The following is a 24,904-nucleotide window of genomic DNA, read 5'->3' on the forward strand; positions in this document are numbered from 1 at the left end:
GTAATTAGAATTCGTCATGTATTACGTAAGAAATGACAAAATGGCTGGCGGCAGAAAATGTATTGATGCCGCTTCGTTTAAGATAGGTATATTAATAGATGGCGTGAATGAATAGTAGGGTGCAAGGGTGCATAAAATAAAAAAAGAACAGCGCAGCAGTTTCTCTTTGATACATGATATATAGCCACTCTTCTTCGAACGAAAAATAGGGTAGCGCCACTGGCAGGCCTGACGTTTCTTCCGTAATTCGTGGAGAAATGATGCCAGGCGACCTCTGCTGATAGCAAATTATTCAGCCGTTCAATTAAAAATGAAGGCAATAATCTAAATTAACCCTTCGTCATCCTCGGCGATTAATCCCTCCAGCCCGCTCAGTGAGCGGCGCGCCTCGGCACGGCTGGTCAGTTTTGACTGCGCCATCAGCGGGAGATCGGTAATGCTGATAATACCTTTACTCATCAGCACCTCAATTAAGTCTTCAAGCACACGTACCATCTCAAGGTCGCTCTGCCGAAGCTGAGATAACGAGGCCTCACGACGATCCCGCTGGAGAAGCCACTCATCTATCTCAGGTGTGCGGTCATCACGCTGTTCTGTCATTGTCGTAAAGGGCACCTCTTCGATCTGAATAATCCGCCCTGATGCATCGCGTTCTATGTAAAACATATTCAGCCCCTTTTGCGTGAGCGGTTAATTTCTGACCATAGTGCTGGCATCAGCAAAATAGCGACCCATTGCACCGTGTAAACCAATTTTTTCCAGAACACGAAGTTCCCCTGCCGTTTCTACACGCTCGGCTATCAGCGGCAAATTAATCTGGCGAGTGGCCCAGTAAATGGCCTCAATAAAGAGTTTTTTATCGTCTTCGCTATCAATATTACGAATATAACTGCCGTCGACTTTAATCCAGGCCAGGCCCCATTGCGGTAAATTTCCGATAAGGTGAAAGCGTCCGCCAAAGTGCTGAATGCCAAGACGACATCCCAGCTCCTTAAGGCGACTTACCAGAATATTTACGCGCTCGGCATCGGGAAGTTCATTTTCATCCAGCTCAAGCGTCAGGCGCGAGGCCAGCTGTGGCGCGTTCTTCAGCGGTTGCAGGAGCGCATTCAGGCTCTGGTCGTCCGCAACGCTGGCTCCGCTGATACTTAATGCGAGCGGTTTGACCGTTTTTTCCATCTCACGCAACGTCTGCCGTAACATTACGATGTCCATCCGGCGACTGAGATCCAGGCGATGGATCCACGGCATGAAACGTCCGGCCGGCACAAGCTCTCCCTCCTGGGTACGGATACGCGCAAGGATTTTATGGTGCAGGACGCTTTGCGTGTTGCTGCACTGATAGACGGGCTGTGAGAAGAGTTCGAATGCCCCGTCGGTGAGCACCTTGTCCAGCCGGGTAAACCAGCTGTGGTGGTCTTCTTCGTTGTCGCTGACGGATGCCGTCTCCTGGCTTGCAAAGACACGCATTTCGGTTTCTGCCATAGCCAGCGCCTGATCCGCCTGCATCAGCAGCGTCTGCGGCTTATCACCCACCTGAAAAGGGACAATGGAAAAATGGGCCACCGGGCTTACGTCGCTCATTCCGGTTTCTGACAGCGCTTTAAGCTGGGTGCTGAGGCTGTTGCTGAGATTTTCCAGCTCCTGCGAGAGGATGTGCGGCGCAATAATGGCAAATTCCCCGCCCCTTACACGCGCGAGAAAGCCTTCATGATGAAAATAGCGGCTCTGTAAGCCGTTGAGGATCTCCGCCACTGCGGTCAGCAATTGATCGGTCTTCGCGCCGCCGAGCCGCTGGTTCAGCCCCATCAAATCCTGCACCCGCAAAAGCATCAGGTGGCCCGGAGCATTTTCTTCATCGCTCAGGCGCGACTGTAGCTGCATATCGAAGGCGCGGCGGTTGAAAAGACCGGTCAGGCTGTCGTGATAGGCCTCCTGACGTAAAGACTCACTGCGCTGCGCCTGTTCGCTGAACAGCACTTTAAGCTGCGTTACCATCAGGTTGGTCGCCTCAACCACCCGGCGCAGCTCCGGGGTTTTCGGCAGCGCAGGCATATGAAGAAATTCACGACGGCAGATGGCCATCGCCTGACCCACGATATAATTGAGCGGTTTCAGAAGCCGACGCAGCAGTAACGTCACCCCAAAAATGCCTATCAGACTACAGCCCGTCAGCCATAAAAAGCTGGCGACCATACTGTCCCACAAGCGGGCGAGCGCAAACATCGGGTGGCTGACCACTTCCACGCGGGCAACCTGGGTCCAGCCGCGCATGACGATGGCATCCCCAACGCCAGGGCTCAGGTTAACCAGCCGGACGAACCACTGAGGTACGCGGGCGCTTTGCGGCGTATCGCTGCGTTCGATAAGGGGTTTATTGGTTTTAATATCGACCACGCGGATACGATAAAAATAACCGCTGTCGAAGATGGAGTTCACCATCAGCTCGGTCATGGTCGGGTCGTCAATATTGGTGGTCAGCGACAACCCCAGGGCCGTCGCGGCATCCTGCGCATGGGCGCTTAACTGGTTACGGTATTGTTCTCGCGAACTTTCCAGGGTCACAAAAAAATTACCGCAGAAAATGACGAGCGTAAATAAACAGATGCCGATCAGGAGCTGCTTATAAAGAGACATGTCCACATCCTATTCATTAATTACAAATCCTTCTGCACGCATTTTGGTGAGAAGATCCTGCCAGCGGGAGAGTCGTTTACTGTCGCCCACACGTTTGTTACCGCCCGTTTGCGGCAGCCACAGCCCTTCCCCGTTAAAGGCGTACACCGGGAGGAGATCAGGTCGCTGCGAGGCAGGCAAAATAGCGGTTTTCAGGTTGTCCAGCACCAGCGGGACAGCATCAGGCGTGGAGTACCAGGTCACTACCATATGCGCCTGGTTAAGCGTGAGCGCTTTTACGTAAGTAATACGCAGCTGGTTAGCGGGCACGCCCATCTCGCGCAGGGTGAAATATTTCGCCAGCGCAAAATCCTCGCAGTCCCCCGCCCCTTTACGTAAAAATTCAATTGGCGTTGCCCAGTAATCCTGCTGTTTCCAGACGACAATATCATCCTTGAAGGCCATTCTTGCGTTAAAAAACCGGTTAACCAGATTCAGTTTTTCATGAATCGAGGCCGGAGGCGGATCCCTTAATAACGTGACCCATTCAGCAATACGTTGCTTCGCCGCAGGGGTCGCCGGGCCATAGAGCTTTTCAGTGCGAAGCGTAATGGCGTTAAAGTCCCAACCGGCACCAAGTCCGGTGGAGAAGATCAACACTGCCGTCAGCAGGACGAATACACTGCGACGGCAAGCACTACGCTGAGGGAAAAGCCACCGGCCCATGCGTTAAGGCATCCCGGCTATGCGGCTAACGAGTCGAATCAGTCGTTTCAAGGGGCTCACCTTCAACCGCCAGCTCGCGCCAGCGTTTACGATACGCAATATAGCCTGAAAGGTAATGCTCAACGTCGTCTATTCGCACACGGTAGCTGTGGTGACGAATAAAAAAGCTACCGACAATTCGGGCAGGAGCTTTGAAAAAGAGAGCCAGTTCCGGCCAGAAAAAGCCATTTGCGAGGTAGCGGGCGCGCGTTTCCAGCGCCTGATTGAACGCAGTCATATCAAAACCGTCCAGCAGATGCCGGTGCGGAGTGGTCGCCAGCCGGGCAATCATGCGCGAGGCCGCCATCATCAGCTCCAGCAGCGTGGGATAGGTGGTGATGCGCGTCTGCACAAAGGTAAGATGATCGCGCACATTATCCAGCCCAAACTGGTAATAGCGCGCCAGCGGACGGTAAAGCGTGAGCTCATTTACGCAGTAACTAAGCCAGTGATCGTGCGCCTGCCAGTGTTTTTGTTCGATGAAATAGTCCATCGCCCGTTCCACCATTGCGAGCCACTGCGGGGCTTTCGTCAGCCCATAGAGCCGCATCAGGGCGAAAGCGGCTTCGCCATCATAATAGATGATGCGATACGCAGACTTCAGCGAGAGATCAGGTGCATTCAGCACATGCACAAAGCCGCCGGTTGCGGGGTCCTGCATGTAGCCTATCCCCGTTGCCAGCCGTGCCATCGGCTCAAGGAAGCGCGATGAACCGGTAAGCTCAGTGTATTTCGCCATTGCCAGAATGCACACGGCATTCCCGCCGAGCTTGATCTCCTCGCCGGTATCCACAAGAAAATCAGCGCGGGTGCCATCGGGCAACGTAAAGGTGCGAATAAACATCGAGCAGAGCGCGTCAAGGGCGCGTTCAATCGCAGTGAAATGTGCGGGCTGCTGCGTCACTTCCCACCCTTCGAGCAGCGCATAGGTCGAACTGGCATGGCGCAGAGCGTTATAGGTCGGGATCGCGCGGTCAAAACAGGGGAACCAGCCGTAGTGGTAGCGTCCCGATGCGGTGACCTGGCGTGCCAGGTAATCCGTTGCGCAGTGAATCATGGGATCAAGCGCCTGCGTCTGCCAGTGTGGCAACTGCCGGTAGCCGCTGTTACGCCCTTCGGACTCAATGGTATACACCTGCTCGCCGTCGCAAAACAGCGCACGCGTGGTAAATCGCCATACGGTCTGGTCGGGCTGCACAGGCCATTGCACTAACGCGCCGAAACGGCGACGGGAAAAATGGGCAAGGTTAGTCGGGTTAGGCGTAGCCACACCGTGGTCGCCGTTATAGAGCAGGGCGTTGGCGGCGATTTCCTGCTCCAGCATCGCATAGCGAAAGCCAGGATCCAGACTCAGTCCGAAGCGAAAATAGTTGCGTTTGGTTTTTGCCAGTCGGGCCTCAAGATCATCCCAGCGTAGCGCATCCACCCTGTCCACCACATCTACCCGTAGCCAACAGGGTTCGATGCCACGTTTGTTACGCCACTGCTGCAACAACCGTGCGCCCTGCTGCCAGGCAAGCTCGGCGGTCTCCCCGTAACCCTGCACGACATGGGCGCGACTTTTACCGTCTGAAGCACTAAAGAAGATGATCCAGGCCGGGCGGAGCGGCGATGCGGTGGCGCACGCCAGGGTGCTGATGACCGGGCGGGTTTGCGCAAGTAAGTGACTGAGAGACATATGACTCCTTAATTGCGCCCGATAAAAGCTGGCCCTCAAAATCCTTTCATCATAATAACATTATGAATGCGTGGTTGTGTATTCTGTATATCTATATCTTTCCCCCTGAGGCGATATCGTGAAGGGATATCACATACTCTTTTTTCTGCTCATGTTCGCAGTTTCTGCTCATGCCGATACGCCATTGCTCTGGAATCAGAAAGCCAGCAGGCAGCACTGTCCGGTGGGAGATGATGCGGTATGGGTGACCTACGCAGGCGGTGCGGCCTGCATTCGCTACTTCAGCGCAGGCGATATGCAGGCCTCACCGCGGGTGCTGGTTATTCTGAAAGGTGACCGTGTCTCACTGATTGCGCGTCCTCCAGAGAGCATTCCGGCCAATACCGTACAGGCGCAGCGCAAGCAGGCCGAGGCCATTATGCGCCGGAGCGGATTGCCCACCGTCATTATCGCCCGACCCGGCACGTATGGCTCCAGCGGCAACCATTACCGTCGCCGCCAGCAGGAGGAGTTCCTCGCGCTCAATGCTGCACTGGATGCCATTAAAGCGCGCTACAACATTCAGCGTATCATCCTCAGCGGGCACAGCGGCGGCGCCACCGCAGCCTCAGCGCTGCTCGCCCTGGGTCGCCGGGATATTGATTGCGCCATACTGGCCTCCGGGGCCTGGGGGTTACTGGAACGGGCCGAGCGCCAGCGCCAGGAGCGCGGCGAGCCGTCAGCGCCAACCCTTGACGGCACCGGGCTGGCCCACCCCTGGGATCCCCTGGATCACATTGGCGGCATTGTGACCGATCCTGCCCGACTTATCCTGGTCATCGGAAATCCAGAGGACACTGTCACCCCGTTCGATTTGCAAACACGTTTTGCCGACGCGCTGCGCAGGCAGGGTCATCAGGTCAGGCTTCTGACGCGACCCGCCGTTGCGCCAGCGTTTCATAATCTTAAAGGTAACCCCGGCGTTAACGCCGTCGCCCTTTGCCCTGCGCCCCGAGCAGCCGGTTTACCATCAGGAACACGACCATGAGCCAGAAATCAGCCTCCTCACCCCGCGCGCGTGCTCGTCTGCCGGGCTGGACCGCCGCCGAACTCGCGCAGTTGCTGCCGGGCAGCAGGTGGCTCGCTAAGCCCGGCCCCGACTGGCACACGGGGGATATTGCCATTTTGCATGAGAAGGCGACCCCTCCCCTGCCCTGCCTGTTTGTCGCCATCGATGCCGATACCTGGCACCGTGGCTCAGGCAATACCGGCATCTACGCCGGTTGGGATGACACGCACACTACCCTGGCGCAGCACGCCTCAGCTTACTGCGGGGCTATCGTTCAGCGCCCCGTCGCCGGTTTGCCTGCGGATTTCCCTCAACTGATTACCGATGACAGTTACCAGGCACTTCACCTACTGGCGGAAGAGGCGCGGCGGCGGATGAACGGCAGGCTGGTAGCCATCACCGGTACTGTGGGGAAAACCTCCACCAAAGCAATGCTGCACGGGATTTTGGCGGGCAGCCGGACGGTGGTGGCAAGTCGTGGCAATCACAACACCCGCACGGGGGCCTCGGTAACCCTGGCCAGAGCCATTGGCGACCCCGACGCCGTGGTTATGGAAGTCGCCCTCTCAGCCCTGTGGATGCGTAACGGCGGCATCGGCCCGCGCATTAAGCCGCACATCGTCATCGTGACGGAAATAGGTTTGACCCAGGTGGGGAAAAACGTCAGCACCCTGCAGGACGTGGCACGCTTCAAGTCACGCATCAGCCACGGTCTTATTCCCGGCGGCGTTGCTATTTTGAATCGCGATATGGCGGAATACCAGACCGTGGCGGCGGGGGTCGCCCGGGATGGGGCGCGTATCATCAGCTATGGTTTTGATGCGACAGCCCAGGTACGCATCATCAGCATGGAGCCCGATGGCCAGGGAAGCGTTATTACGCTTTTGTTTCATCAGCAGACAGTGCGTTACCGGCTGGCAGTGCCAGGCAAAGGAGGCGCGCTCAATTCGGTGGCCGCGCTGATCGCAGCCGATCTGCTTGGGGTAAGCCAGGCGCAGGTTATCGCCGGTCTTGAGGCTTATCGTAGTGATAAGCAGCATATGCACATCACCCCGCTGTCGCTGCCAGACGGGGGGGAGATCACCTTAATCGATGATAGTTACAATGCTGAATATCTCTCGATGCGTAATGCGTTCGGGGTGGTGGCAGAGCGTGCCCGCGATACCGGCGGCCGTGTTGTGGCCCTGCTCGGACGCATTGTGAATCTGGGCGATAAAGCCGATGAGATCCACCGCTCGCTTGCCGCTCCCTTGATGGAAACGGGGTGCCAGCAGGTGTTTTTGCACGGCGAAGAGATGGCGGCGTTACAGGGCGCACTCCCTCCGGCGCGGCAGGGCGGGCACTTTCTCACTGCCGGTGCGCTGGTAGACGCCGCAGCGCCGGCGTTGCGCGCCGGCGATATTGTACTGGTCAAAGGCAGCGTAAGGCATTCCGACTTCGGTCAGGTTGTCGGGCTGCTTAAAACACGGCTCGCCACAACGCCTCCTTCCACCAGCGATACAACGGCGCGCCTGCTGATCAATCTCACCACCGGTGAGCCACGGATTGCTGAGCAGGCAGACAGCCCTTTTACGCCGCACTACTTTAGTCAATTGTTACTGGCCTGCTGCGTTGCCGGGCGGCTGGTAAACAAAACCGTGACGCTGGAGACCGCCATCAGCGTGCGGGAGATTGCGCCTGACATTCTCAAAGGCCACCCGGCGCTCGGCTTCCAGCGGGCAGGCACATACCCTCTCAAGTCGCTCCTGCAAGGGATGCTGCTGCATAACGCCTGCGATGCCGCCATTAATCTGGCAGAGCACCTTGCCGGCAGCAGCGCCAGCGCGCTTGGCCTGCTGCGTACCCAGTGTGCCAGCCTCAATATGACGCAAACGCACGTCAGTAACGTATCGGGACGCAGCCGCCGCGGTCAGCACACGACGCTTAAAGATGTGGCAACACTGCTGCGGCATTTCGCTTTGCGCTACCCCCATTTTTTGCCGTGGTTTAGTGAAAGTGAAGCGGTCATTGGTGAACGTCTCTATCGCAAAAGCGGTAATTTGCAGAGCGACGGCAGCGCGTGGGGGCAGTTCAGTGCGGGAAGCTGGGGGTTTGCCCTGCAGTGGTTCGCAGGAGAGCTGTGGCTGGCTGGTGTGGCAGGGGCGAGTGACGCTTTCCATCTCGACTATCTGCTGGATGAACTGCTGGCCGATGTCGATGCCGCCTCCCCTGTTTCGACCGTGGGGCCCGCCACTCGACAGCTTCATAAACCTGCCGCCACGCTCACGTTTTTGGGGGATACTTACTTTGGTGAGTGGTATACCCGTAAACGACAGGCCCGGGGCATTGATGATGCGCTACAGCGCTACGGTTACGACCACAGCTTCGCGGCCATTGCCCCTTTATTACGGGGCAGTGATATTACCATCGCCAACCTTGAAGCGGCACTGGCCACGGATTTAAGCGCGAGCCTTGCAGGCCGTAAACCTTTCTGCCTGACAGGTGATCCCGATGCCACCGTCACGGCCCTGGTGAAACAGGGGATTAGCGCCGTGGCGCTGGGAAATAATCACGTCATGGATGCAGGCCTGCCGGGGCTGCAACAAACGCTGTCAGCGCTGGATAAGGTTGGCATCAGTTGCCTGGGGGCTGGTCTGAACGCCCGGCAGGCGCACGCGCCGCTGGTGATAACCGTCGGGGGACAGACCTTTAAGATTTACAGTGCCTACTGGTACAGAGAGTACATGGAACGAGACTGCGCGTTTTATGCCCGTGCGCGTCGCCCGGGTGTGGCCTGTTTAAGCGGTGGGCTGGAGAGGCTTTTACGTGAAGAGAAGGCCTCAGAACAGCCGGCAACGACCATCGTGCTTGCCCACTGGGGAGTGGACTACCGCCGGACCACCTCCGCACAGCGGGCGCTGGCGCAACGGCTTACCCGCGCGGGGGCCGATTTGATCATCGGCTCAGGGCCACATATGCCAGGTGAAGCTGTCCAGTTGGGGCAAAGCCTGGTGGTTTATAGCATCGGTAACGCTGTTTTCAACAGTAACGGCGAGTTCAGGGAGCGCGGTGCACCGCCGTATGGTTTTATTGCCCGCTTACAGGTGGGTGCCGGCACGCCACAGCTCCAGCTGTTGCCCATTTTTACCGATAACAGACAAACTTTCTGGCAGCCGCGCCCGGTCACCGAGGAGGAGTTTACAGACCTCCTCGCAGAACTTACCGCGCAGGGGATGCTTCTTAAAAAAGAGGGGCAGACCGGGGAAGGATGGTCTGCCCGCACGGTGAATAACGAGCATATGCTGACGCTTTCACTGGATACTCGTTTTGGCAAAAGCTGAAGACAGATGGCATCCGGCCTGGTGCTGCTAGCGCATCAGGAGTTGTGCGGTGACCTCATCACTTTTAGCCTGTAACCGCGTAAGCCAGGCCGGGACCTCGTCACTGGTACATTGCAGTACTATGCAATAGCCCTCAATCCAGACGTTGGTCCCCTGGTCAGCAAACTGGCGTTCAAAAAGCATGCGCCACTCATCACCCGGCATCCCTTCCAGTTCAAAATACTTCAGTGCTCCGTTTCCGCGCAGCACGCGATACTCATCCAGCCCCAATATTTTCATTGTTTTATCCTTAACAAAGAACGTCCGAATCATACCCCTTTACATTGTGTTGAAATGTACCCTTAAGAAAAAAACGGTTTCAGGCCAACTTAACGAAAACTTCCAGCGTTTCTGGCTTTTATTGACTGAGGGCGTCGAGGTTGAAGAGGGAAGCCACAGGCGCAGGGGTGGAGTAAGATTCGCCTGAATTAACGAGAAATTGTGCGAGAGATCACGAAATAGCCTTATGAATCAAGGCTGAAAATGTCAGGTTTCAGGGATGTTAAAACGCGTCGCTGAACGGCCATTTATTACGCCGCGAAATCAAAGTGTCGCCAAAGCCCGACAGTGCGTAAGTGACGGAAATTATTTAAGAAAAATGCCCTTGTAAGCCTCCATTTTTAAGCGTACATTAGCCCCCGTTTGGCGCAGATAGCGCCATAAATTCTGAGATGGAGCTGTGGCCAGAAGGGAGAAAATTCCCATTTTCACTTTGGCGTAGTTTCACCTCTCTATACTCAGTCCTGATCTGGTCATGAATGCATACCTCGGGTATGCGGAGCGATGAACTGTGAAATATTTCTTTATGGGCATTTCGGTGATGGTCATTGTGTGGGCCGGCACGTTCGCCCTGATGATCTGAGCAACGACGCAGCACGAAAAAATAACAGGAGCCTTCTGGCTCCTGTTTTCATTTGTCTTCTCGCTACGCCGTGGTATCAGGGCTGATTCGCCTCTTCCGAGGCCGCTTTCCCGGAGGCTGGCAGTAAGCCATCTGCACGGAACATAGCTTTTATCCCGCGTACCGCCTGGCGAATACGATCGCGGTTTTCTATCAGGGCAAAGCGCACATGGGTGTCACCATAATCGCCAAAACCGATGCCCGGAGAGACGCAGACTTTCGCCTCCTGAAGCATTTTTTTGGCAAATTCCAGTGAGCCCATCGCAGCGTAGGGTTCCGGAATTTTTGCCCAGACATACATCGACGCTTTTGGCATCTCGACCATCCACCCCGCTTCGTGCAAGCCTTTAACCAGCACATCGCGACGACGCTTGTACTGGGCGGCAATATCACGCACGCACTGCTGATCGCCCTCAAGCGCTGCGATTGCCGCCACCTGCAACGGCGTAAAGGTGCCGTAATCGTGGTAGCTTTTAATACGCGCAAGCGCATTGACCAGGGTTTTATTACCTACCATAAAGCCGATACGCCAGCCTGCCATGTTGTAGCTTTTTGACAGGGTGAAAAATTCTACCGCAACATCACGCGCGCCCGGCACCTGCATAATCGACGGTGCTTTCCAGCCGTCATAAACGATATCGGCGTAAGCCAGATCGTGTACCACCAGCACATCATAACGTTTGGCCAGCGCCACCACTTTTTCGAAGAACGACAGTTCGACACACTGCGCGGTGGGGTTGGAGGGGAAACCCAGAATCATCATTTTGGGCTTCGGGTAACTCTCGCGAATAGCGCGTTCCAGTTCGTTGAAGAAATCGACACCCTCCACCAGGGGAACGGAACGGACCTGCGCGCCGGCAATGACCGCACCGTAAATGTGGATTGGGTAGCTGGGGTTGGGCACCAGTACGGTATCGCCATGATCCAGAGTGGCCAGCATCAGGTGTGCCAGCCCCTCTTTTGAACCTATGGTGACAATGGCTTCCGTTTCCGGGCAGATATCAACGTCATACCGCTCCTGATACCAGCGGGAAATGGCGCGGCGCAGACGCGGAATACCGCGTGAGGTCGAATAGCCGTGCGTATCCGGACGCTGAACAACGGTGCAGAGTTTTTCAACGATATGGGGCGGCGTCGCACCATCAGGGTTCCCCATGCTGAAGTCGATAATGTCTTCGCCGCGCCGACGCGCAGCCATTTTCAGTTCAGCGGTGATATTAAATACATAAGGGGGGAGACGATCGATACGCGTGAAACGGCGTTCAGGACTGAATTCAGCCATAGATTCCTCAGATTAACGTTAGCGCCCGGACCGTCCGAGCGACGCTGCCACGATGGTGGCGTCCTAAGAAAATAGCCTGAAAAAAAAGCGGCTGTCGAGAGGAAATGAAAAAATAATGCCGTCTGGTAAAAGAGGAAGAGTAATCATCACGAATTAAGAATGATGGCGTGTTAAATCGCTGGTTGCATTAAAAAATTAACATATTGATATCATTAAATTTACACATTAACTGCCCATTTTCCGACGGAACCCAGAAAATCGCACGCCTGACCACAATCCCCTTTTAAGGAAGTGGTTTTTCCTCATTGCATCACTGGCGCACTTAACTGGTCATCTGCACTGATGTTTTTTATCATAGCTTTTTCACGCTTTTTACATGGGTTTTCCGTGCACGAAATATTCAACATGCTGTTGGCGGTGTTCGATCGCGCGGCGTTGATGCTGATCTGCCTCTTTTTTCTGATCCGCATCCGTCTCTTTCGCGAGTTGCTGCATAAAACAGCCCACACGCCAAAAGAGCTGCTGGCCGTTACGGCTATCTTCTCCCTCTTTGCCCTCTTCAGCACCTGGTCCGGCGTGCCGGTTGAAGGGTCGCTGGTCAATGTGCGCATTATCGCCGTGATGTCCGGCGGGATCCTTTTTGGCCCCTGGGTGGGGATAATCACCGGCGTTATCGCCGGGATCCATCGCTATCTGATTGATATCGGTGGCGTGACCGCCGTGCCCTGTTTAATCACCAGTATTATTGCCGGCATTCTGTCGGGATGGATAAATATTAAGATCCCGAAAACCAGGCACTGGAGCGCGGGCATTATCGCCGGAATGTTATGCGAGACCCTGACTATGACCCTGGTGGTTATCTGGGCACCGACCACAGCGCTGGGGCTGGATATTGTCTCAAAAATCGGTGTGCCGATGATTCTGGGGAGCGTTTGCATCGGCTTGATTGTTCTGCTGGTGCAAAGTGTGGAAGGTGAAAAAGAGGCCATCGCCGGGCGGCAGGCGAAACTGGCGCTGGATATTGCCAATAAAACGCTGCCGCTCTTTCGCAATGTTAATAACGCCTCGTTGCGCAAGGTCTGCGATATTATCCGCCGCGATATTGATGCAGACGCTGTCGCCATTACCAATGTTGACCATGTACTGGTTTACGTCGGCGTCGGTGAAGATAATTATCATGATAATGACGATATTATCAGCCCTACCACCAGACAGGCGATCGACAGTGGCGAAATCATTATAAAAAACAATGACGAAGCACATCGCACGCCGGAAATTCACTCCATGCTGGTCATTCCGTTATGGGAACAGGGTGTCGTTACGGGCACGCTGAAAATTTATTACTGTCACGCGCATCAGATAACTTCGTCGCTTCAGGAAATGGCGGTGGGCCTGTCGCAAATTATCTCCACTCAACTGGAAGTCTCTCGCGCTGAACAACTTCGTGAAATGGCCAATAAGGCCGAGTTACGCGCCCTGCAGAGTAAAATTAATCCCCATTTTCTGTTTAATGCATTGAACGCTATATCGTCGTCCATTCGCCTTAATCCGGACACCGCCCGTCAGCTTATTTTTAATTTGTCGCGCTATTTGCGTTATAACATTGAATTAAAAGATGATGAGCAAATCGACATTCAGAGAGAGCTGTATCAGATTAAAGACTATATAGCGATTGAGCAGGCGCGCTTCGGCGATAAGCTCACCGTTATTTACGATATTGATGAAGAAGTGCGTTGCGTCATCCCCAGTCTGCTTATTCAGCCGCTGGTAGAAAACGCCATTGTGCATGGTATTCAGCCCTGTAAAGGTAAAGGCGTGGTGACCATCAGCGTGGCGGAGTGCGGTCGGCGTGTACGCGTTGCCGTACGCGACACCGGAAACGGCATTTCGCCAGAGATGATTGCCCGCGTTGAAGCCAATGAGATGCCCGGTAATAAAATTGGCCTGCTTAACGTTCACCAGCGGGTGAAATTACTCTATGGCGAAGGGCTACACATTAAGCGCCTTTCGCAAGGCACCGAAATCGCCTTTTATGTTCCCATGCATGCTACACCCGCTGCGGTGGCCGCAACCTTGTTGCCCTGAGAGATTAATGAATGAAAGCCATCATTGTTGAAGATGAAATACTGGCTCAACAGGAGCTAAGCTGGCTGGTTAAAGAGCACAGCCAGATGGAAATTGTGGGCACTTTTGATGACGGCCTGGATGTGCTGAAATACCTGCAACACAATAAAGTCGACGCCATATTTCTGGATATCAACATCCCGTCTCTGGATGGTGTTCTGCTGGCGCAAAACATCAGCCAGTTTGCCCATAAGCCGTTTATTGTGTTTATTACCGCATGGAAAGAACATGCGGTTGAGGCGTTTGAGCTTGAAGCCTTTGACTATATTCTGAAGCCCTATCAGGAGTCGCGGATTATCAGCATGCTGCAAAAGCTGGAAAGCGCCTGGCAACAACAAACCGGAGCGGTCAGCCAGCCGGCGCTACGTGAAAACCTGACGATTAATCTGGTGAAAGATGAGCGCATTATTGTCACCAGTATCCATGATATTTATTACGCTGAAGCCCATGAAAAACTCACCTTCGTCTATACGAAGCGGGAATCGTTCGTAATGCCCATGAATATCACGGAGTTTTGCAGCAAACTTCCCGCCTCGCATTTTTTCCGTTGTCACCGCTCATATTGCGTCAATCTGGATAAGATTCGCGAGATTGAACCCTGGTTTAACAATACCTATATCGTGCGGCTGCGGGACCTTGATTTCCAGGTGCCCGTCAGCCGCAGTAAAGTCAAAGAGTTCAGGCAGTTAATGCATCTTTAGAGGTAAAAACCCAGCGTCTGACGCAGGTGCGCGCCTGCGCCCAGCAGGCCTGGATTGTCATGAACGATCAGGTAGACCGGAATGTCCTGAACGTAGGATTTAAAGCGCCCTTTATCTTCAAAGCCGCCACGAAAGCCCGAGGCGGTGAAAAAGTCGAGGAAACGTGGCACGATGCCGCCCGCGATGTAAACGCCACCAAACGTACCGAGCGTGAGCGCCAGATTACCGCCGAAACGGCCCATGATGACGCAAAAGAGGGACAAGGCACGACGACAATCAGTGCAGCTGTCAGCCAGCGCACGTTCCGTGATGTCTTTCGGTTGCAGGTTTTCCGGCAGGCGACCATCCGATTTAACAATAGCCCGGTACAGATTGATAAGGCCAGGGCCCGACAGCACGCGTTCAGCTGAAACGTGGCCGATTTCTGCCCGCAGCTCTTCAAGGATAATCCCCTCTTCTTCGCTGTTCGGCGCGAAGTCAACGTGCCCGCCTTCGCCAGGCAGACTGACCCAGCGTTTATCCACGTGCACCAGATGGGCTACGCCCAGCCCGGTACCGGCGCCGTAGACGGCAATAGGTTTGCCTTCCACCGCATCTTTTCCCCCAAACTGAATCAGATGATCTTTATCAAGCATCGGAATGGCCATGGAGACGGCGGTAAAGTCGTTAATAATTTCTAAGTGCGCGAAACCAAGGTTAGCTTTCATCTCCTGAACAGAGAAAGCCCAGGTATGGTTGGTCATCGCCACCCAGTCCCCGGTAATGGGGCATGCAATGGCAATGCAGCCATCTTCAACACTGACCTTATGCTCTTCAAGGTACACACGTACCACGGCCTCAAGGCTTGGATAATCCAGACCAGAATAGGTTTTTGCCCGGGAAATGATGCCGCTGTCGACATCGCACAACGCAAGTCGCGCATTGGTGCCGCCCACATCCCCTACTAAAGCATATTTTGTCATTCTTTTATGGCTCCGCTAAAGTCAGAATAAATCTTTGGCACACTGTAAATTCAAGGCGCTGTAACAACAACGACCATAGCATGAGTGCCCCATGATTATCGATCTGCGTCACATATTAACGTAACGATTTCCGTAGCGTGTGCACTTACCTTTTTTTGTAACGCGTAAAGTGATGCCGTTAATCGGCCTAAAGGAAACGAGTATGCTTCATCCGCGCGCCAGAACCATGTTGTTACTGGCCCTCCCTGCCCTGGCAATAGGTGTCGCTTCCAGTTTAGTGCTCCTGCTGGTTATGAAGATAGCCTCTGCACTGCAACAGCTTCTCTGGCAGCACCTGCCCTATCGGATGGGTTTTACGCCGGACGCCCCCTTCTGGGTCGTACTGGTACTGACACTGACCGGTATCGCGGTCGGGATGGTGATTCGTTTTAGTAAAGGTCAGGGTGGGCCGGACCCTGCAAGTGAACCGCTGATTGGTGCCCCTGTGCAGGTCTCCGCCCTGCCGGGGCTTACGGCTGCGCTTATCATCGGTCTTGCCGGCGGGGTAAGCCTTGGTCCTGAACATCCAATCATGGTGCTGAATATTGCCCTTGCCGTTGCGCTCGGTGGCAAACTTTTCCCACGCGTCGCCCCGCTGGACTGGACCATTCTCGCCTCAGCCGGAACCATAGGCGCCCTGTTTGGCACCCCGGTTGCAGCCGCACTTATTTTTTCCCAGACCCTTAATGCCAGCAATGACGTGCCCTTATGGGATAAACTGTTTGCGCCACTCATGGCGGCGGCGGCAGGGGCATTGACCACCAACGTTTTCTTTCAGCCGCATTTCTCTTTGCCCATAGCCCATTACACGCAGCTGCATGTCGTTGATATTTTTAGCGGTGCGGTGGTTTGCGCTATCGCCATAGCACTCGGCATGGTCGCCGTCTGGTGTATGCCTCGCTTGCATCAGCTGATGCAGCGCATTAAAAACCCGGTCATCGCATTAGGCATCGGTGGCTTCGTGCTGGGGGTACTGGGGGTTATCGGCGGGAATATCACTCTGTTTAAAGGGCTGGAGGAGATGCAGCAAATGGCCTTTTCCCAGACCTTTACGGTGACGGATTATCTTCTCTTCGCGGTCGTGAAGCTGGCCGCGCTGGTGGTCGCAGCAGCCTGTGGTTTCAGAGGCGGGCGTATTTTCCCGGGGGTATTCGTTGGCGTGGCGCTGGGCCTGATGCTCCATGAACATGTGGAAGCGGTTCCGGCAGCGATAACCGTCTCCTGTGCCATTCTCGGTATCGTGCTGGTGGTCACTCGCGATGCCTGGCTCAGCCTGTTTATGGCCGCCGCAGTCGTGCCTGACACCTCTCTGCTTCCTCTGCTATGTATCGTTATGCTGCCCGCGTGGGTACTGCTTGCCGGTAAGCCGATAATGATCGCTCCCCGGAAAAATTAGCTGCGCCATGCTGAATATTTTTCCCGTGGATAAGCGGCAAGGGCCACTCTGGTGTAAGCTCAACCCTGCTTTTATGTAAACGTATACACCAAAAAAATAAGGGTACCGGAATGGTTTATCAGGCTGATGAAGCACGTTACCAGCGTATGGATTACCGCCGTTGTGGCGACAGCGGTTTGAAACTTCCGGCAGTATCGCTGGGGTTATGGCATAACTTTGGCGATGCAACGCTGATTGAAAACAGTCGCCAGTTGCTTCGCCATGCTTTCGATCTGGGCATTACCCATTTCGATCTTGCTAATAACTATGGTCCACCGCCAGGTTCGGCAGAGCGTAACTTTGGTCGCCTCCTGCAGGAGGACTTTCTGCCCTATCGCGATGAACTGATTATCTCAAGCAAAGCCGGTTACACCATGTGGGACGGCCCTTACGGTGACTGGGGCTCACGTAAATACCTGATTTCCAGCCTTGACCAGAGCCTTCGCCGCATGGGGCTTGAGTATGTTGATATCTTTTATCATCATCGCCCGGATCCGCAAACGCCGCTCAAAGAGACCATGCGCGCGCTGGATCACGTGGTACGCCAGGGCAAAGCACTCTATGTGGGACTGTCCAACTATCCGGCGGATCTGGCGCGCCAGGCAATTGATATACTGAATGATTTAGGCACCCCCTGCCTGATTCATCAGCCAAAATATTCCCTGTTTGACCGCTGGGTAGAAGATGGTCTGCTGGACGTGCTTGCTGAGAAAGGGGTCGGCAGTATTGCCTTTTCACCGCTTGCCGGAGGCCAGTTGACTGACCGCTATCTCAACGGCATTCCAGCGGATTCCCGTGCCGCCAGCGGCAGTCGGTTCCTGAATCCGGATCAACTGACAGAAGAGAAACTGGCCATCGTGCGTCAGCTCAATGATATTGCAGCAAAACGTGGGCAAAAACTTTCACAAATGGCGCTGGCCTGGGTGCTGCGTGGCGACAGAGTGACCTCCGTACTGATCGGGGCGAGCAAGACCAGCCAGTTGGATGATGCGGTGGGTGCGATGGCGAACCGTCATTTCAGCGCTGCCGAGTGTGAAGCTATCGATGCTCTGCTGGCAGAGGCCCGCTGATCGCATTTTAGCAAAAAATGCTGTCACCCCGGATTTAGGAGTTGTGCCGAAGATGCGGGGTAAAACGTTACATAATATTGCTGCAACAGACCCGTTCGTGAAGGAGAAAACTATGTTCAGGTCACTTATTCTTGCAGCAGCATTAACCGTGTTTTCCCCTCTGGTCACCAGTGTCGCCCATGCGGGCGAAATCACGCTGCTGCCCTCAATCAAGTTACAGATTGGCGACCGCGACAATTATGGTAACTATTGGGATGGTGGTCGCTGGCGCGATCGTGATTACTGGGGCCGTCATTATGAATGGCGTGATAATCGCTGGCGTCCGCACGATCGCGGCTATCATCGCGGTTGGGATAAACGCAGCGCCTACGAGCGTGGCTACCGTGAAGGCTGGCGCGACCGTGACGATCACCGTGGCCCAGGTCGCGGTCACGGGCGGGGTCATGGACATGGGCATCATCACTAAGTAGATGATATTCACAAAAAGGAGCGCGAGCGCTCCTTTTTTATGTCGTTTATAACCCGAGCAATGTGCCCACCAGCAACCAGCCATTAAGCCCTACCACCAGTATCACTATCAGCCAGCCGGTGCGTTTCACCCAGGGCGTGTTCACCAGCTCGCCCATCAGCGTCGGATTGCTGGTGAATACCAGTAGCGGTACCAGCGCCAGCGCAATACCAAAGCTCAGCAGAACCTGGCTCATGACCAGAATTCGCGTCGGGTCCAGCCCCATTAAAATCACCACAAACGAAGGCATCATGGTGATGGTCCGACGTACCCACAACGGAATGTGAAAGCGCACGAATCCCTGCATCACCACCTGCCCTGCCAGCGTCCCTACGACGGTAGATGACAGGCCTGCGGCCACCAGACTCAAGCCAAAGATAGTTGCCGCGGCGTGGCTCAGCAAAGGCTCAAGTGTTAAATAAGCCTGGTCAAGATCGGCAACACCGGTGTGACCGTTAAAATGGAACGCGGCGGCCGCGGTGGCCATCATTGCCAGATTCACAAAACCGGCAATCGTCATGGCGATGCCGACATCCCATTTGGTCGCTGAGTAACGCTCACGACGGGTGCCGTCATGCAGATGCTGGGTTAATGAGGAGTGGAGATAAATGACATGCGGCATGATGGTTGCTCCCAGCACTCCGGCCGCGAGGAAGACAGCTTCGGTACCAGGCAGAGCCGGAATAACGATGCCTTTCATCAGCGGCGCTACCGCAGGTTGCGAGAAGACAAGCTCGACGATATAGGCCGCCGCGACAAAAAGCAGTAACCCGCCGATGACTTTTTCCAGCGGCTTTTGCCCCCGGCGTTGCAGCATTAAAATCAGGAAGGTTGCAATCCCCGTCAGTACCGCCCCCTGCAGGAGGGAGACGCCGAGGATAAGTTTAAACCCGATGGCGGCACCGATAAATTCCGCGAGATCGGTTGCCATTGCGATGATTTCCGCCTGCACCCAGTAGAACCAGACCAGCGGGCGCGGGTAATGATCGCGTATCTGTTCGGCGAGATTTTTACCGGTAGCAATTCCAAGCTTGGCTGAAAGCACCTGAATCAACATCGCCATCAGGTTTGCCCAGACGACGACCCACAGCAACTGATAGCCGAAGCTGGCACCGGCCTGGATGTTGGTAGCAAAATTACCGGGATCGATATAACCGATGGCGGCAATGAACGCCGGTCCCATTAACGCGAACCGTAATTTGCGCGCTGTACGCCCACTGCTATTCTCAACGCGACTATTGCTCATTATTTTGCCTCTAATATAGCCTTTGCTATGTTTAATGCTACCAAAATGAGAATGATTATCAAGTTCATCCAGTGTACGTTATCGTGATTTCTCTGATAGCCAGAAACGATTGAAGGACCAATGATGGTAGACGGAGGTTAAAAGCGATTGTGGGTCACACAATTCTGTTAAGAGTGTAGCATTTAAGTGCAACCTTTCACTTCTTTACTTAACATAACCGAAATGTATGTTGGATCACTAATTTTGAGTCTGGTCACAGGTCATTAATATACTGTGGGTTTGATCTCGTTTTCTTTCCTCTTGTTACATAGAATGTGCACGAAATTCCTACCCGTCTCATATTTGGAGCAAATATGTCCCGCGTTCTGCACTTTGTTCTGGCGCTTGCTGTTGTGGCGCTGCTTGCACTCCTTGTCAGCAGCGACCGCAAAAAAATACGCATTCGCTTTGTTATTCAATTGCTCGTGATCGAAGTACTGTTGGCATGGTTCTTCCTGAACTCCGACGTTGGTCTGGGTTTTGTAAAGGGCTTCTCCGAAATGTTCGAAAAACTGCTCGGGTTCGCCAACGAAGGGACAAACTTCGTCTTCGGCAAAATGAATGACGAAGGTCTGGCATTCTTCTTCCTGAAAGTACTGTGCCCGATTGTCTTCATCTCTGCGCTGATTGGTATTCTGCAACACATTCGCGTGCTGCCGGTCATCATCCGTGCCATTGGGACCGTGTTGTCCAAAGTTAACGGCATGGGCAAGCTGGAGTCTTTCAACGCCGTCAGCTCCCTGATTCTGGGTCAGTCTGAGAACTTTATCGCGTACAAAGATATTCTGGGCAAGATGTCCCGCAACCGCATGTACACCATGGCGGCAACGGCGATGTCTACCGTATCCATGTCCATCGTCGGTGCCTATATGACGATGCTGGAGCCGAAATACGTTGTCGCTGCGCTGGTTCTGAATATGTTCAGCACCTTTATCGTGCTGTCGCTGATTAACCCGTACCGCGTCGATGAAAGCGAAGACAATATTCAGATGTCCAACCTGCATGAAGGCCAGAGCTTCTTCGAAATGCTGGGCGAATACATTCTGGCGGGCTTTAAAGTGGCCATTATTGTTGCAGCGATGCTGATTGGCTTTATTGCACTGATCGCGGCTCTGAACGCCCTCTTCGCAACCGTAACCGGCTGGTTCGGTTACAGCATCTCCTTCCAGGGCATTCTCGGTTACATCTTCTATCCGATTGCCTGGGTAATGGGTGTGCCGTCTTCAGAAGCGCTGCAGGTGGGTAGCATTATGGCGACGAAGCTTGTTTCTAACGAATTTGTGGCCATGATGGATCTGCAAAAAATTGCCGCGACGCTGTCACCACGAGCAGAAGGTATTCTGTCAGTCTTCCTGGTGTCCTTCGCTAACTTCTCCTCCATCGGGATTATCGCTGGTGCGATCAAGGGCCTGAATGAAGAGCAGGGCAACGTGGTCTCTCGCTTCGGCCTGAAACTGGTTTATGGTTCGACCCTGGTGAGCGTGCTGTCGGCGTCCATCGCGGCTCTGGTACTGTAATCACGTTTCATTACGCTTAACAAAACCGGGGAATTTTCCCCGGTTTATTTTTTTAGTGGCTGCGGTTTTCCAAGCAAGTATCCCTGCAAATAATCCACCCCCGCCTGAAGCAACAGCTCCCGCTGCGCCTGAGATTCGACATACTCCGCCACCACCGTCAACGATTTAGCTTTCGCCAGCTCGCATATCGCTTTAACGATTAGCATGTCCTGCGGATCCTCGGTGATATCTCGCACGAAACAGCCATCAATCTTGATGATATCGGCCTCCAGACGTTTGAGCCGTTCAAAATTGGCGTAGCCAGTACCAAAGTCATCAATAGCTATCCTGAATCCAGCCTGACGCAAACGCTGAATGTTTTTAATACTGGTTTCAGCGTTTGAGAAGGCCTGCTCTTCGGTTACTTCGATGATGATTTCGCCGGGAGAAATAGCATAGCGAGCGCAACGTTCCACCAGCTTCTGGCCCGCATCCTCTTGCATTAAGGTAAGTGGCAAGAGATTCACTGAAAAACGGGCTGCCGGGGAGGGTGCAGGATGGGCATGCATCCACTGTAAAAGGGTCTCAAAGACATGCATATCGAAACGCAAACTGAGGTTAAAGCGGGCAATCACCGGGATAAATTGCGCCGGGCTTAGCATCCTGTTGTCACTCATCAGCCGCGTTAATATTTCGTGATAGCCATTGCCATTTGCATCCTGAATAGGTTGTGCATAGAGCACCAGCCCATTCTCATCCAGCGCGCGTTTTACCTGGTGCAGTAAATGCACACGCGCCGACGTCTGCAGGCTGACATCGCTAAGGCTGAGGGTTAACGCCATAACCTGCCGGGTCATACTGGCTTGTTCTGATAACCAGCTCAGTTGCCCTAACGTATGGTGGAGTGTCTCCCCTGCCCCGCTCATCTCCCCCCAGGAAGCGCCAAATTCCACATCCATTCCGTCGTTGTGCCAGTAAATCCGTCGACTGTTAAGATGTGCAACCATCTGATGGAGGCGCTCGACGGCACCCTCCCCCTTTAAAACCAGAATTAATTCGCTGCCAGGCAACTGAAAAAGCTGCTCTCCACGCAGCAGGAATGGCTGCAATTCCCGTGTCACGCTCCGTTTAAAATGAACCCGCATCATCATGCCGTAATGTCGGCTGAGAAATTCGAGGTTATGCATATGTAAACAGCAGACGACATTGTCCGGAACTTCTGCCAGACATAACTCCAGCGCCCGTAAGTTAGGCAGACCAGTGAGAGGGTCGGTGAGGGCCTGTTCCTGCCAGCGACGCTTTATCCACTCATTGCGATGATGAATTCTCGTCATATATATCAGACAGATGGAAAAGCAGATCAGGACTGACATAATGAAGGCCAGAGAATATTCCGTATTCACCCCTTCCAGAAAATGATGGTTATAACTCAGCAGCGTAAATGCGGAAAGTGGCCATAAAAGCATAATTAACGGATATCGTAATTTACTGACCGCAAGGGTAAAAATAATAAAAATAACCGGAACCAGATAACCGGCAATATAGTCGGATTCCGTATAAGAACAGAGAGTGCTGAGTAATGTAATAAGGGCAGAAAGCCAGGAAAAGGTAAAAAGTCGGTTCTTCTTACTTATACAGGGTTTAATGTTCGTTAACCAGAATGCACGTCCATAGCGTGGATTGAGTATCATCCGAAGCGGGTAATAGAACATCATCGTAAAGATAAGCGCAGCACAAATCAGATTCTGGATGTCGATAATAGTGTAAACAACCGATGCAGACCCAAAGTAACTGGACAGATAAACCGGGAATGAAAACCAGCGTCCGGCGATATACATCAATGCTTTTATGGCAAGCGGGGTAGCAAAACCCAGCAAAAAAATCCGTAGCCCCATGTTTTTATTAGGAATGCCATGACGCCACCTTGAACCTAATTTCCACCGTACGATGGCACATGCGGCAAATGCGGGTAGTAACTGGCAAAATAAAAGGATACTCGCCTGCATTAAAGTTAAATTTAACAGCCATTGATTAACAACAGCAAAGCTTATGATAATCGGTAAAACAGCCCGGCGACCAAATAATAATAAAACAGAAAACATGATGCTCAACGGTAACCAGGTGAGGTAAACAGGGCTGGAGTCTACTACCGCAACAGGTGAAATAATGCGTGAAAAAGGAACAATGAATAAACAAATAATTAACGCTATGATAAACGTTCTAACGTTTTTATTCATTTTCACTTTCATAGGCGCTAATTGTCACTGACTGGTCATTTTATGAGTAGGCCGGATAATAGGTTTATTCATAATGTGAAGCAAGTTGGCGGATCAATAAAGCACGCTTATTACGGTGGTTTTAACAATATGAAACTAAACAACCAACAATGAAATGAATTTACAGGAGATGGAGCGTAGAAAAACAAAAACCCCCGCGTAAACGCGAGGGTCTGAAAGTGGTGGAGCTAAGCGGGATCGAACCGCTGACCTCTTGCATGCCATGCAAGCGCTCTCCCAGCTGAGCTATAGCCCCAAATTTTCTTTACGCACCAAATTCACCTGGGATGATGATTTGGTGGAGCTAAGCGGGATCGAACCGCTGACCTCTTGCATGCCATGCAAGCGCTCTCCCAGCTGAGCTATAGCCCCATCGCGTAAAGCGTGTCGTGTTGACGGGCGGCATAATATGAATTCCCTCGCCAGGTGTCAACGGCAAAATCATATGCCTGCAATCAACCGCTGAAAAAGCAAACAACTGGAGAACATTGCGAAGCCACTCGCAGTCAGTAGTTAAACCTGTCACATTTTCTCGTAAAATGATGCTATAACATCAACGCGTAATTACCCCTACTTTGACTCTGGAAATATGATGCTCAAGGAACGAATGACGCCAGAAGAGTTAGCAAAACTCACTGGCTATAGTCGTCAAACCATAAACAAATGGGTGCGAAAAGAAGGCTGGGTGACCACACCCAAACCGGGGGTTCAGGGCGGCAAAGCTCGGCTGGTTCTGATCAATGAGCAGGTTCGGGATTTCATTCGTAATACGCAACGCGCCGGGAGTGACCTCCCCTTCTCTGTTGAACCGGCAAAAGACGCAGCGCTGGAGACGTTACTTCTCACGTTGGCCAAAGAGATGACCCGCCTGGAACAACAACAACTTTCATCACTGCTTTTGCGTGAAGGCATCACAGGATTATTGGCTCGATTAGGGATCCGCGAAAACAATTAATATGAAACTTCCAGATAAAATGACCACCGAGGAGTTAGCGGAATTTCTTGGGGTGGCTAAACAAACGGTGAATCGCTGGATACGTCAGCATAAGTGGTCAACGGAGCGTTTACCGGGCATTAAAGGTGGGCGCGCCAGGCTGATTCATCTGAATAAAGATGTGCGCCTGTTTATCATGAAAACGCCAGGGATGCGCCATCGCATTTCCCCGGCCGTCGCCACCGAGCCGTTACCCTATTACGCCTCGGAAACACTTACTCCTGCCCTGCTACGTATTCTCAATGTCCTGAAAAATTTAACGCCTTATGAGCAGGAGGCTTTGAGTGTATTGCTGGCAAGAGAAGGTATTCACGGGCTTCTGGACAGGCTTCAAATCACGCAGCCTGAAGAGCGATAAGAAAACG

20 protein-coding genes and 2 tRNA genes are annotated in these 24,904 nt (G+C 53.3%); 11 read left to right on the forward strand and 11 right to left on the reverse strand.

Annotated features, from left to right (window positions below; genetic code table 11):
* Positions 1 to 324 precede the first annotated feature (324 nt).
* Genes M1D91_RS16525 through M1D91_RS16540 form a run of 4 tightly spaced genes read right to left on the reverse strand, consistent with a single transcriptional unit; the run spans position 325 to position 5,059 of the window.
* Positions 325 to 666 carry a tryptophan synthase subunit beta gene (locus tag M1D91_RS16525; RefSeq protein ID WP_437430623.1) on the reverse strand — a complete coding sequence of 114 codons (342 nt, stop codon included), beginning with the start codon at positions 664 to 666 and terminating at the stop codon, positions 325 to 327.
* 24 nt (positions 667 to 690) lie between these two features.
* Positions 691 to 2,637, reverse strand: coding sequence for a cyclic di-GMP receptor LapD (lapD, locus tag M1D91_RS16530; protein WP_437430622.1), 1,947 nt, complete (start codon positions 2,635 to 2,637; stop codon positions 691 to 693).
* A 9-nt stretch (positions 2,638 to 2,646) separates the two neighbouring features.
* Complete coding sequence (gene lapG / locus M1D91_RS16535) at positions 2,647 to 3,342, reverse strand: cysteine protease LapG (protein WP_437430621.1); 696 nt, start codon at positions 3,340 to 3,342, stop codon at positions 2,647 to 2,649.
* 25 nt (positions 3,343 to 3,367) lie between these two features.
* Positions 3,368 to 5,059: a Mur ligase gene (locus M1D91_RS16540; RefSeq protein ID WP_437430620.1), complete on the reverse strand. Its 1,692-nt coding sequence runs from the start codon at positions 5,057 to 5,059 to the stop codon at positions 3,368 to 3,370.
* Positions 5,060 to 5,177: 118 nt separating this feature from the next.
* On the opposite strand from M1D91_RS16540, the gene M1D91_RS16545 reads away from it, so the two are divergent.
* Both M1D91_RS16545 and M1D91_RS16550 read left to right on the forward strand, forming a co-directional pair.
* A complete protein-coding gene (locus tag M1D91_RS16545; protein WP_437430619.1) occupies positions 5,178 to 6,086 on the forward strand; it encodes an alpha/beta hydrolase family protein in 909 nt (302 codons plus the stop codon).
* A complete protein-coding gene (locus M1D91_RS16550) occupies positions 6,083 to 9,427 on the forward strand; it encodes a CapA family protein (protein WP_437430618.1) in 3,345 nt (1,114 codons plus the stop codon). Before M1D91_RS16545 ends, M1D91_RS16550 begins: the two co-directional genes overlap by 4 nt.
* 27 nt (positions 9,428 to 9,454) lie before the next feature.
* Here the strand turns inward: M1D91_RS16550 and M1D91_RS16555 are convergent, their stop codons facing one another.
* Positions 9,455 to 9,706 (reverse strand): hypothetical protein, encoded by a 252-nt coding sequence (locus tag M1D91_RS16555; RefSeq protein WP_437430617.1) that lies wholly within the window; start codon positions 9,704 to 9,706, stop codon positions 9,455 to 9,457.
* Positions 9,707 to 10,256: 550 nt separating this feature from the next.
* Between M1D91_RS16555 and ypdK the strand changes: the two genes are divergently transcribed.
* Positions 10,257 to 10,328, forward strand: a complete 72-nt coding sequence (ypdK, locus tag M1D91_RS16560) for a membrane protein YpdK (protein WP_099458783.1) — start codon at positions 10,257 to 10,259, stop codon at positions 10,326 to 10,328.
* Between the two features lie 76 nt (positions 10,329 to 10,404).
* Here ypdK and alaC read toward each other — a convergent pair whose 3' ends face one another.
* Positions 10,405 to 11,649: an alanine transaminase gene (gene alaC / locus M1D91_RS16565; protein ID WP_437430616.1), complete on the reverse strand. Its 1,245-nt coding sequence runs from the start codon at positions 11,647 to 11,649 to the stop codon at positions 10,405 to 10,407.
* A 387-nt stretch (positions 11,650 to 12,036) separates the two neighbouring features.
* Between alaC and M1D91_RS16570 the strand changes: the two genes are divergently transcribed.
* Positions 12,037 to 13,734 carry a LytS/YhcK type 5TM receptor domain-containing protein gene (locus tag M1D91_RS16570; RefSeq protein ID WP_437430615.1) on the forward strand — a complete coding sequence of 566 codons (1,698 nt, stop codon included), beginning with the start codon at positions 12,037 to 12,039 and terminating at the stop codon, positions 13,732 to 13,734.
* Between the two features lie 11 nt (positions 13,735 to 13,745).
* On the forward strand, positions 13,746 to 14,474 hold the full coding sequence (locus M1D91_RS16575; protein WP_437430614.1) for a LytR/AlgR family response regulator transcription factor: 729 nt from the start codon (positions 13,746 to 13,748) through the stop codon (positions 14,472 to 14,474).
* Here the strand turns inward: M1D91_RS16575 and glk are convergent.
* A complete protein-coding gene (glk, locus tag M1D91_RS16580) occupies positions 14,471 to 15,436 on the reverse strand; it encodes a glucokinase (protein WP_437430613.1) in 966 nt (321 codons plus the stop codon). The two genes, M1D91_RS16575 and glk, sit on opposite strands and share 4 nt — an antisense overlap.
* 202 nt (positions 15,437 to 15,638) lie before the next feature.
* On the opposite strand from glk, the gene M1D91_RS16585 reads away from it, so the two are divergent.
* The 3 genes from M1D91_RS16585 (at position 15,639) to M1D91_RS16595 (ending at position 18,446) form a co-directional block, all read left to right on the forward strand.
* Positions 15,639 to 16,871, forward strand: a complete 1,233-nt coding sequence (locus M1D91_RS16585; protein ID WP_437430612.1) for an ion channel protein — start codon at positions 15,639 to 15,641, stop codon at positions 16,869 to 16,871.
* A 110-nt stretch (positions 16,872 to 16,981) separates the two neighbouring features.
* Positions 16,982 to 17,980: an L-glyceraldehyde 3-phosphate reductase gene (gene mgrA / locus M1D91_RS16590; protein ID WP_437430611.1), complete on the forward strand. Its 999-nt coding sequence runs from the start codon at positions 16,982 to 16,984 to the stop codon at positions 17,978 to 17,980.
* Between the two features lie 112 nt (positions 17,981 to 18,092).
* Entirely contained in the window at positions 18,093 to 18,446 is a 354-nt protein-coding gene (locus M1D91_RS16595; RefSeq protein ID WP_437430610.1) for a DUF2502 domain-containing protein, read from the forward strand.
* 49 nt (positions 18,447 to 18,495) lie between these two features.
* On the opposite strand, the gene M1D91_RS16600 is transcribed toward M1D91_RS16595, so the two are convergent.
* Positions 18,496 to 19,734: an Nramp family divalent metal transporter gene (locus M1D91_RS16600; RefSeq protein ID WP_437430609.1), complete on the reverse strand. Its 1,239-nt coding sequence runs from the start codon at positions 19,732 to 19,734 to the stop codon at positions 18,496 to 18,498.
* 353 nt (positions 19,735 to 20,087) lie between these two features.
* On the opposite strand from M1D91_RS16600, the gene nupC reads away from it, so the two are divergent.
* Positions 20,088 to 21,290 (forward strand): nucleoside permease NupC, encoded by a 1,203-nt coding sequence (gene nupC, locus M1D91_RS16605; protein WP_437430608.1) that lies wholly within the window; start codon positions 20,088 to 20,090, stop codon positions 21,288 to 21,290.
* 44 nt (positions 21,291 to 21,334) lie between these two features.
* On the opposite strand, the gene M1D91_RS16610 is transcribed toward nupC, so the two are convergent.
* The 3 genes from M1D91_RS16610 to M1D91_RS16620 all read right to left on the reverse strand — a co-directional run bounded on the left by M1D91_RS16610 (position 21,335) and on the right by M1D91_RS16620 (position 23,917).
* Positions 21,335 to 23,518, reverse strand: coding sequence for an EAL domain-containing protein (locus M1D91_RS16610; protein WP_437430607.1), 2,184 nt, complete (start codon positions 23,516 to 23,518; stop codon positions 21,335 to 21,337).
* A gap of 207 nt (positions 23,519 to 23,725) precedes the next feature.
* Positions 23,726 to 23,801, reverse strand: a tRNA-Ala gene (locus M1D91_RS16615).
* 40 nt (positions 23,802 to 23,841) lie between these two features.
* Positions 23,842 to 23,917: transfer RNA gene (locus M1D91_RS16620), tRNA-Ala, on the reverse strand.
* Between the two features lie 220 nt (positions 23,918 to 24,137).
* On the opposite strand from M1D91_RS16620, the gene M1D91_RS16625 reads away from it, so the two are divergent.
* Positions 24,138 to 24,500, forward strand: a complete 363-nt coding sequence (locus M1D91_RS16625; protein WP_437430811.1) for a YfeC-like transcriptional regulator — start codon at positions 24,138 to 24,140, stop codon at positions 24,498 to 24,500.
* A 1-nt stretch (position 24,501) separates the two neighbouring features.
* Positions 24,502 to 24,897 (forward strand): YfeC-like transcriptional regulator, encoded by a 396-nt coding sequence (locus tag M1D91_RS16630; RefSeq protein ID WP_437430606.1) that lies wholly within the window; start codon positions 24,502 to 24,504, stop codon positions 24,895 to 24,897.
* Positions 24,898 to 24,904: the final 7 nt, after the last annotated feature.

This window comes from Enterobacter sp. SA197 (assembly GCF_054131575.1).

Coding starts and splice junctions, on each gene's coding strand:
- M1D91_RS16525 (WP_437430623.1), bottom strand. CDS start 666: ATGTTTTACATAGAACGCGATGCATCAGGGCGGATTATTCAGATCGAA.
- lapD (WP_437430622.1), bottom strand. CDS start 2,637: ATGTCTCTTTATAAGCAGCTCCTGATCGGCATCTGTTTATTTACGCTC.
- lapG (WP_437430621.1), bottom strand. CDS start 3,342: ATGGGCCGGTGGCTTTTCCCTCAGCGTAGTGCTTGCCGTCGCAGTGTA.
- M1D91_RS16540 (WP_437430620.1), bottom strand. CDS start 5,059: ATGTCTCTCAGTCACTTACTTGCGCAAACCCGCCCGGTCATCAGCACC.
- M1D91_RS16550 (WP_437430618.1), top strand. CDS start 6,083: ATGAGCCAGAAATCAGCCTCCTCACCCCGCGCGCGTGCTCGTCTGCCG.
- M1D91_RS16555 (WP_437430617.1), bottom strand. CDS start 9,706: ATGAAAATATTGGGGCTGGATGAGTATCGCGTGCTGCGCGGAAACGGA.
- alaC (WP_437430616.1), bottom strand. CDS start 11,649: ATGGCTGAATTCAGTCCTGAACGCCGTTTCACGCGTATCGATCGTCTC.
- M1D91_RS16575 (WP_437430614.1), top strand. CDS start 13,746: ATGAAAGCCATCATTGTTGAAGATGAAATACTGGCTCAACAGGAGCTA.
- glk (WP_437430613.1), bottom strand. CDS start 15,436: ATGACAAAATATGCTTTAGTAGGGGATGTGGGCGGCACCAATGCGCGA.
- M1D91_RS16585 (WP_437430612.1), top strand. CDS start 15,639: ATGCTTCATCCGCGCGCCAGAACCATGTTGTTACTGGCCCTCCCTGCC.
- mgrA (WP_437430611.1), top strand. CDS start 16,982: ATGGTTTATCAGGCTGATGAAGCACGTTACCAGCGTATGGATTACCGC.
- M1D91_RS16595 (WP_437430610.1), top strand. CDS start 18,093: ATGTTCAGGTCACTTATTCTTGCAGCAGCATTAACCGTGTTTTCCCCT.
- M1D91_RS16600 (WP_437430609.1), bottom strand. CDS start 19,734: ATGAGCAATAGTCGCGTTGAGAATAGCAGTGGGCGTACAGCGCGCAAA.
- nupC (WP_437430608.1), top strand. CDS start 20,088: ATGTCCCGCGTTCTGCACTTTGTTCTGGCGCTTGCTGTTGTGGCGCTG.
- M1D91_RS16610 (WP_437430607.1), bottom strand. CDS start 23,518: ATGAAAGTGAAAATGAATAAAAACGTTAGAACGTTTATCATAGCGTTA.
- M1D91_RS16625 (WP_437430811.1), top strand. CDS start 24,138: ATGCTCAAGGAACGAATGACGCCAGAAGAGTTAGCAAAACTCACTGGC.
- M1D91_RS16630 (WP_437430606.1), top strand. CDS start 24,502: ATGAAACTTCCAGATAAAATGACCACCGAGGAGTTAGCGGAATTTCTT.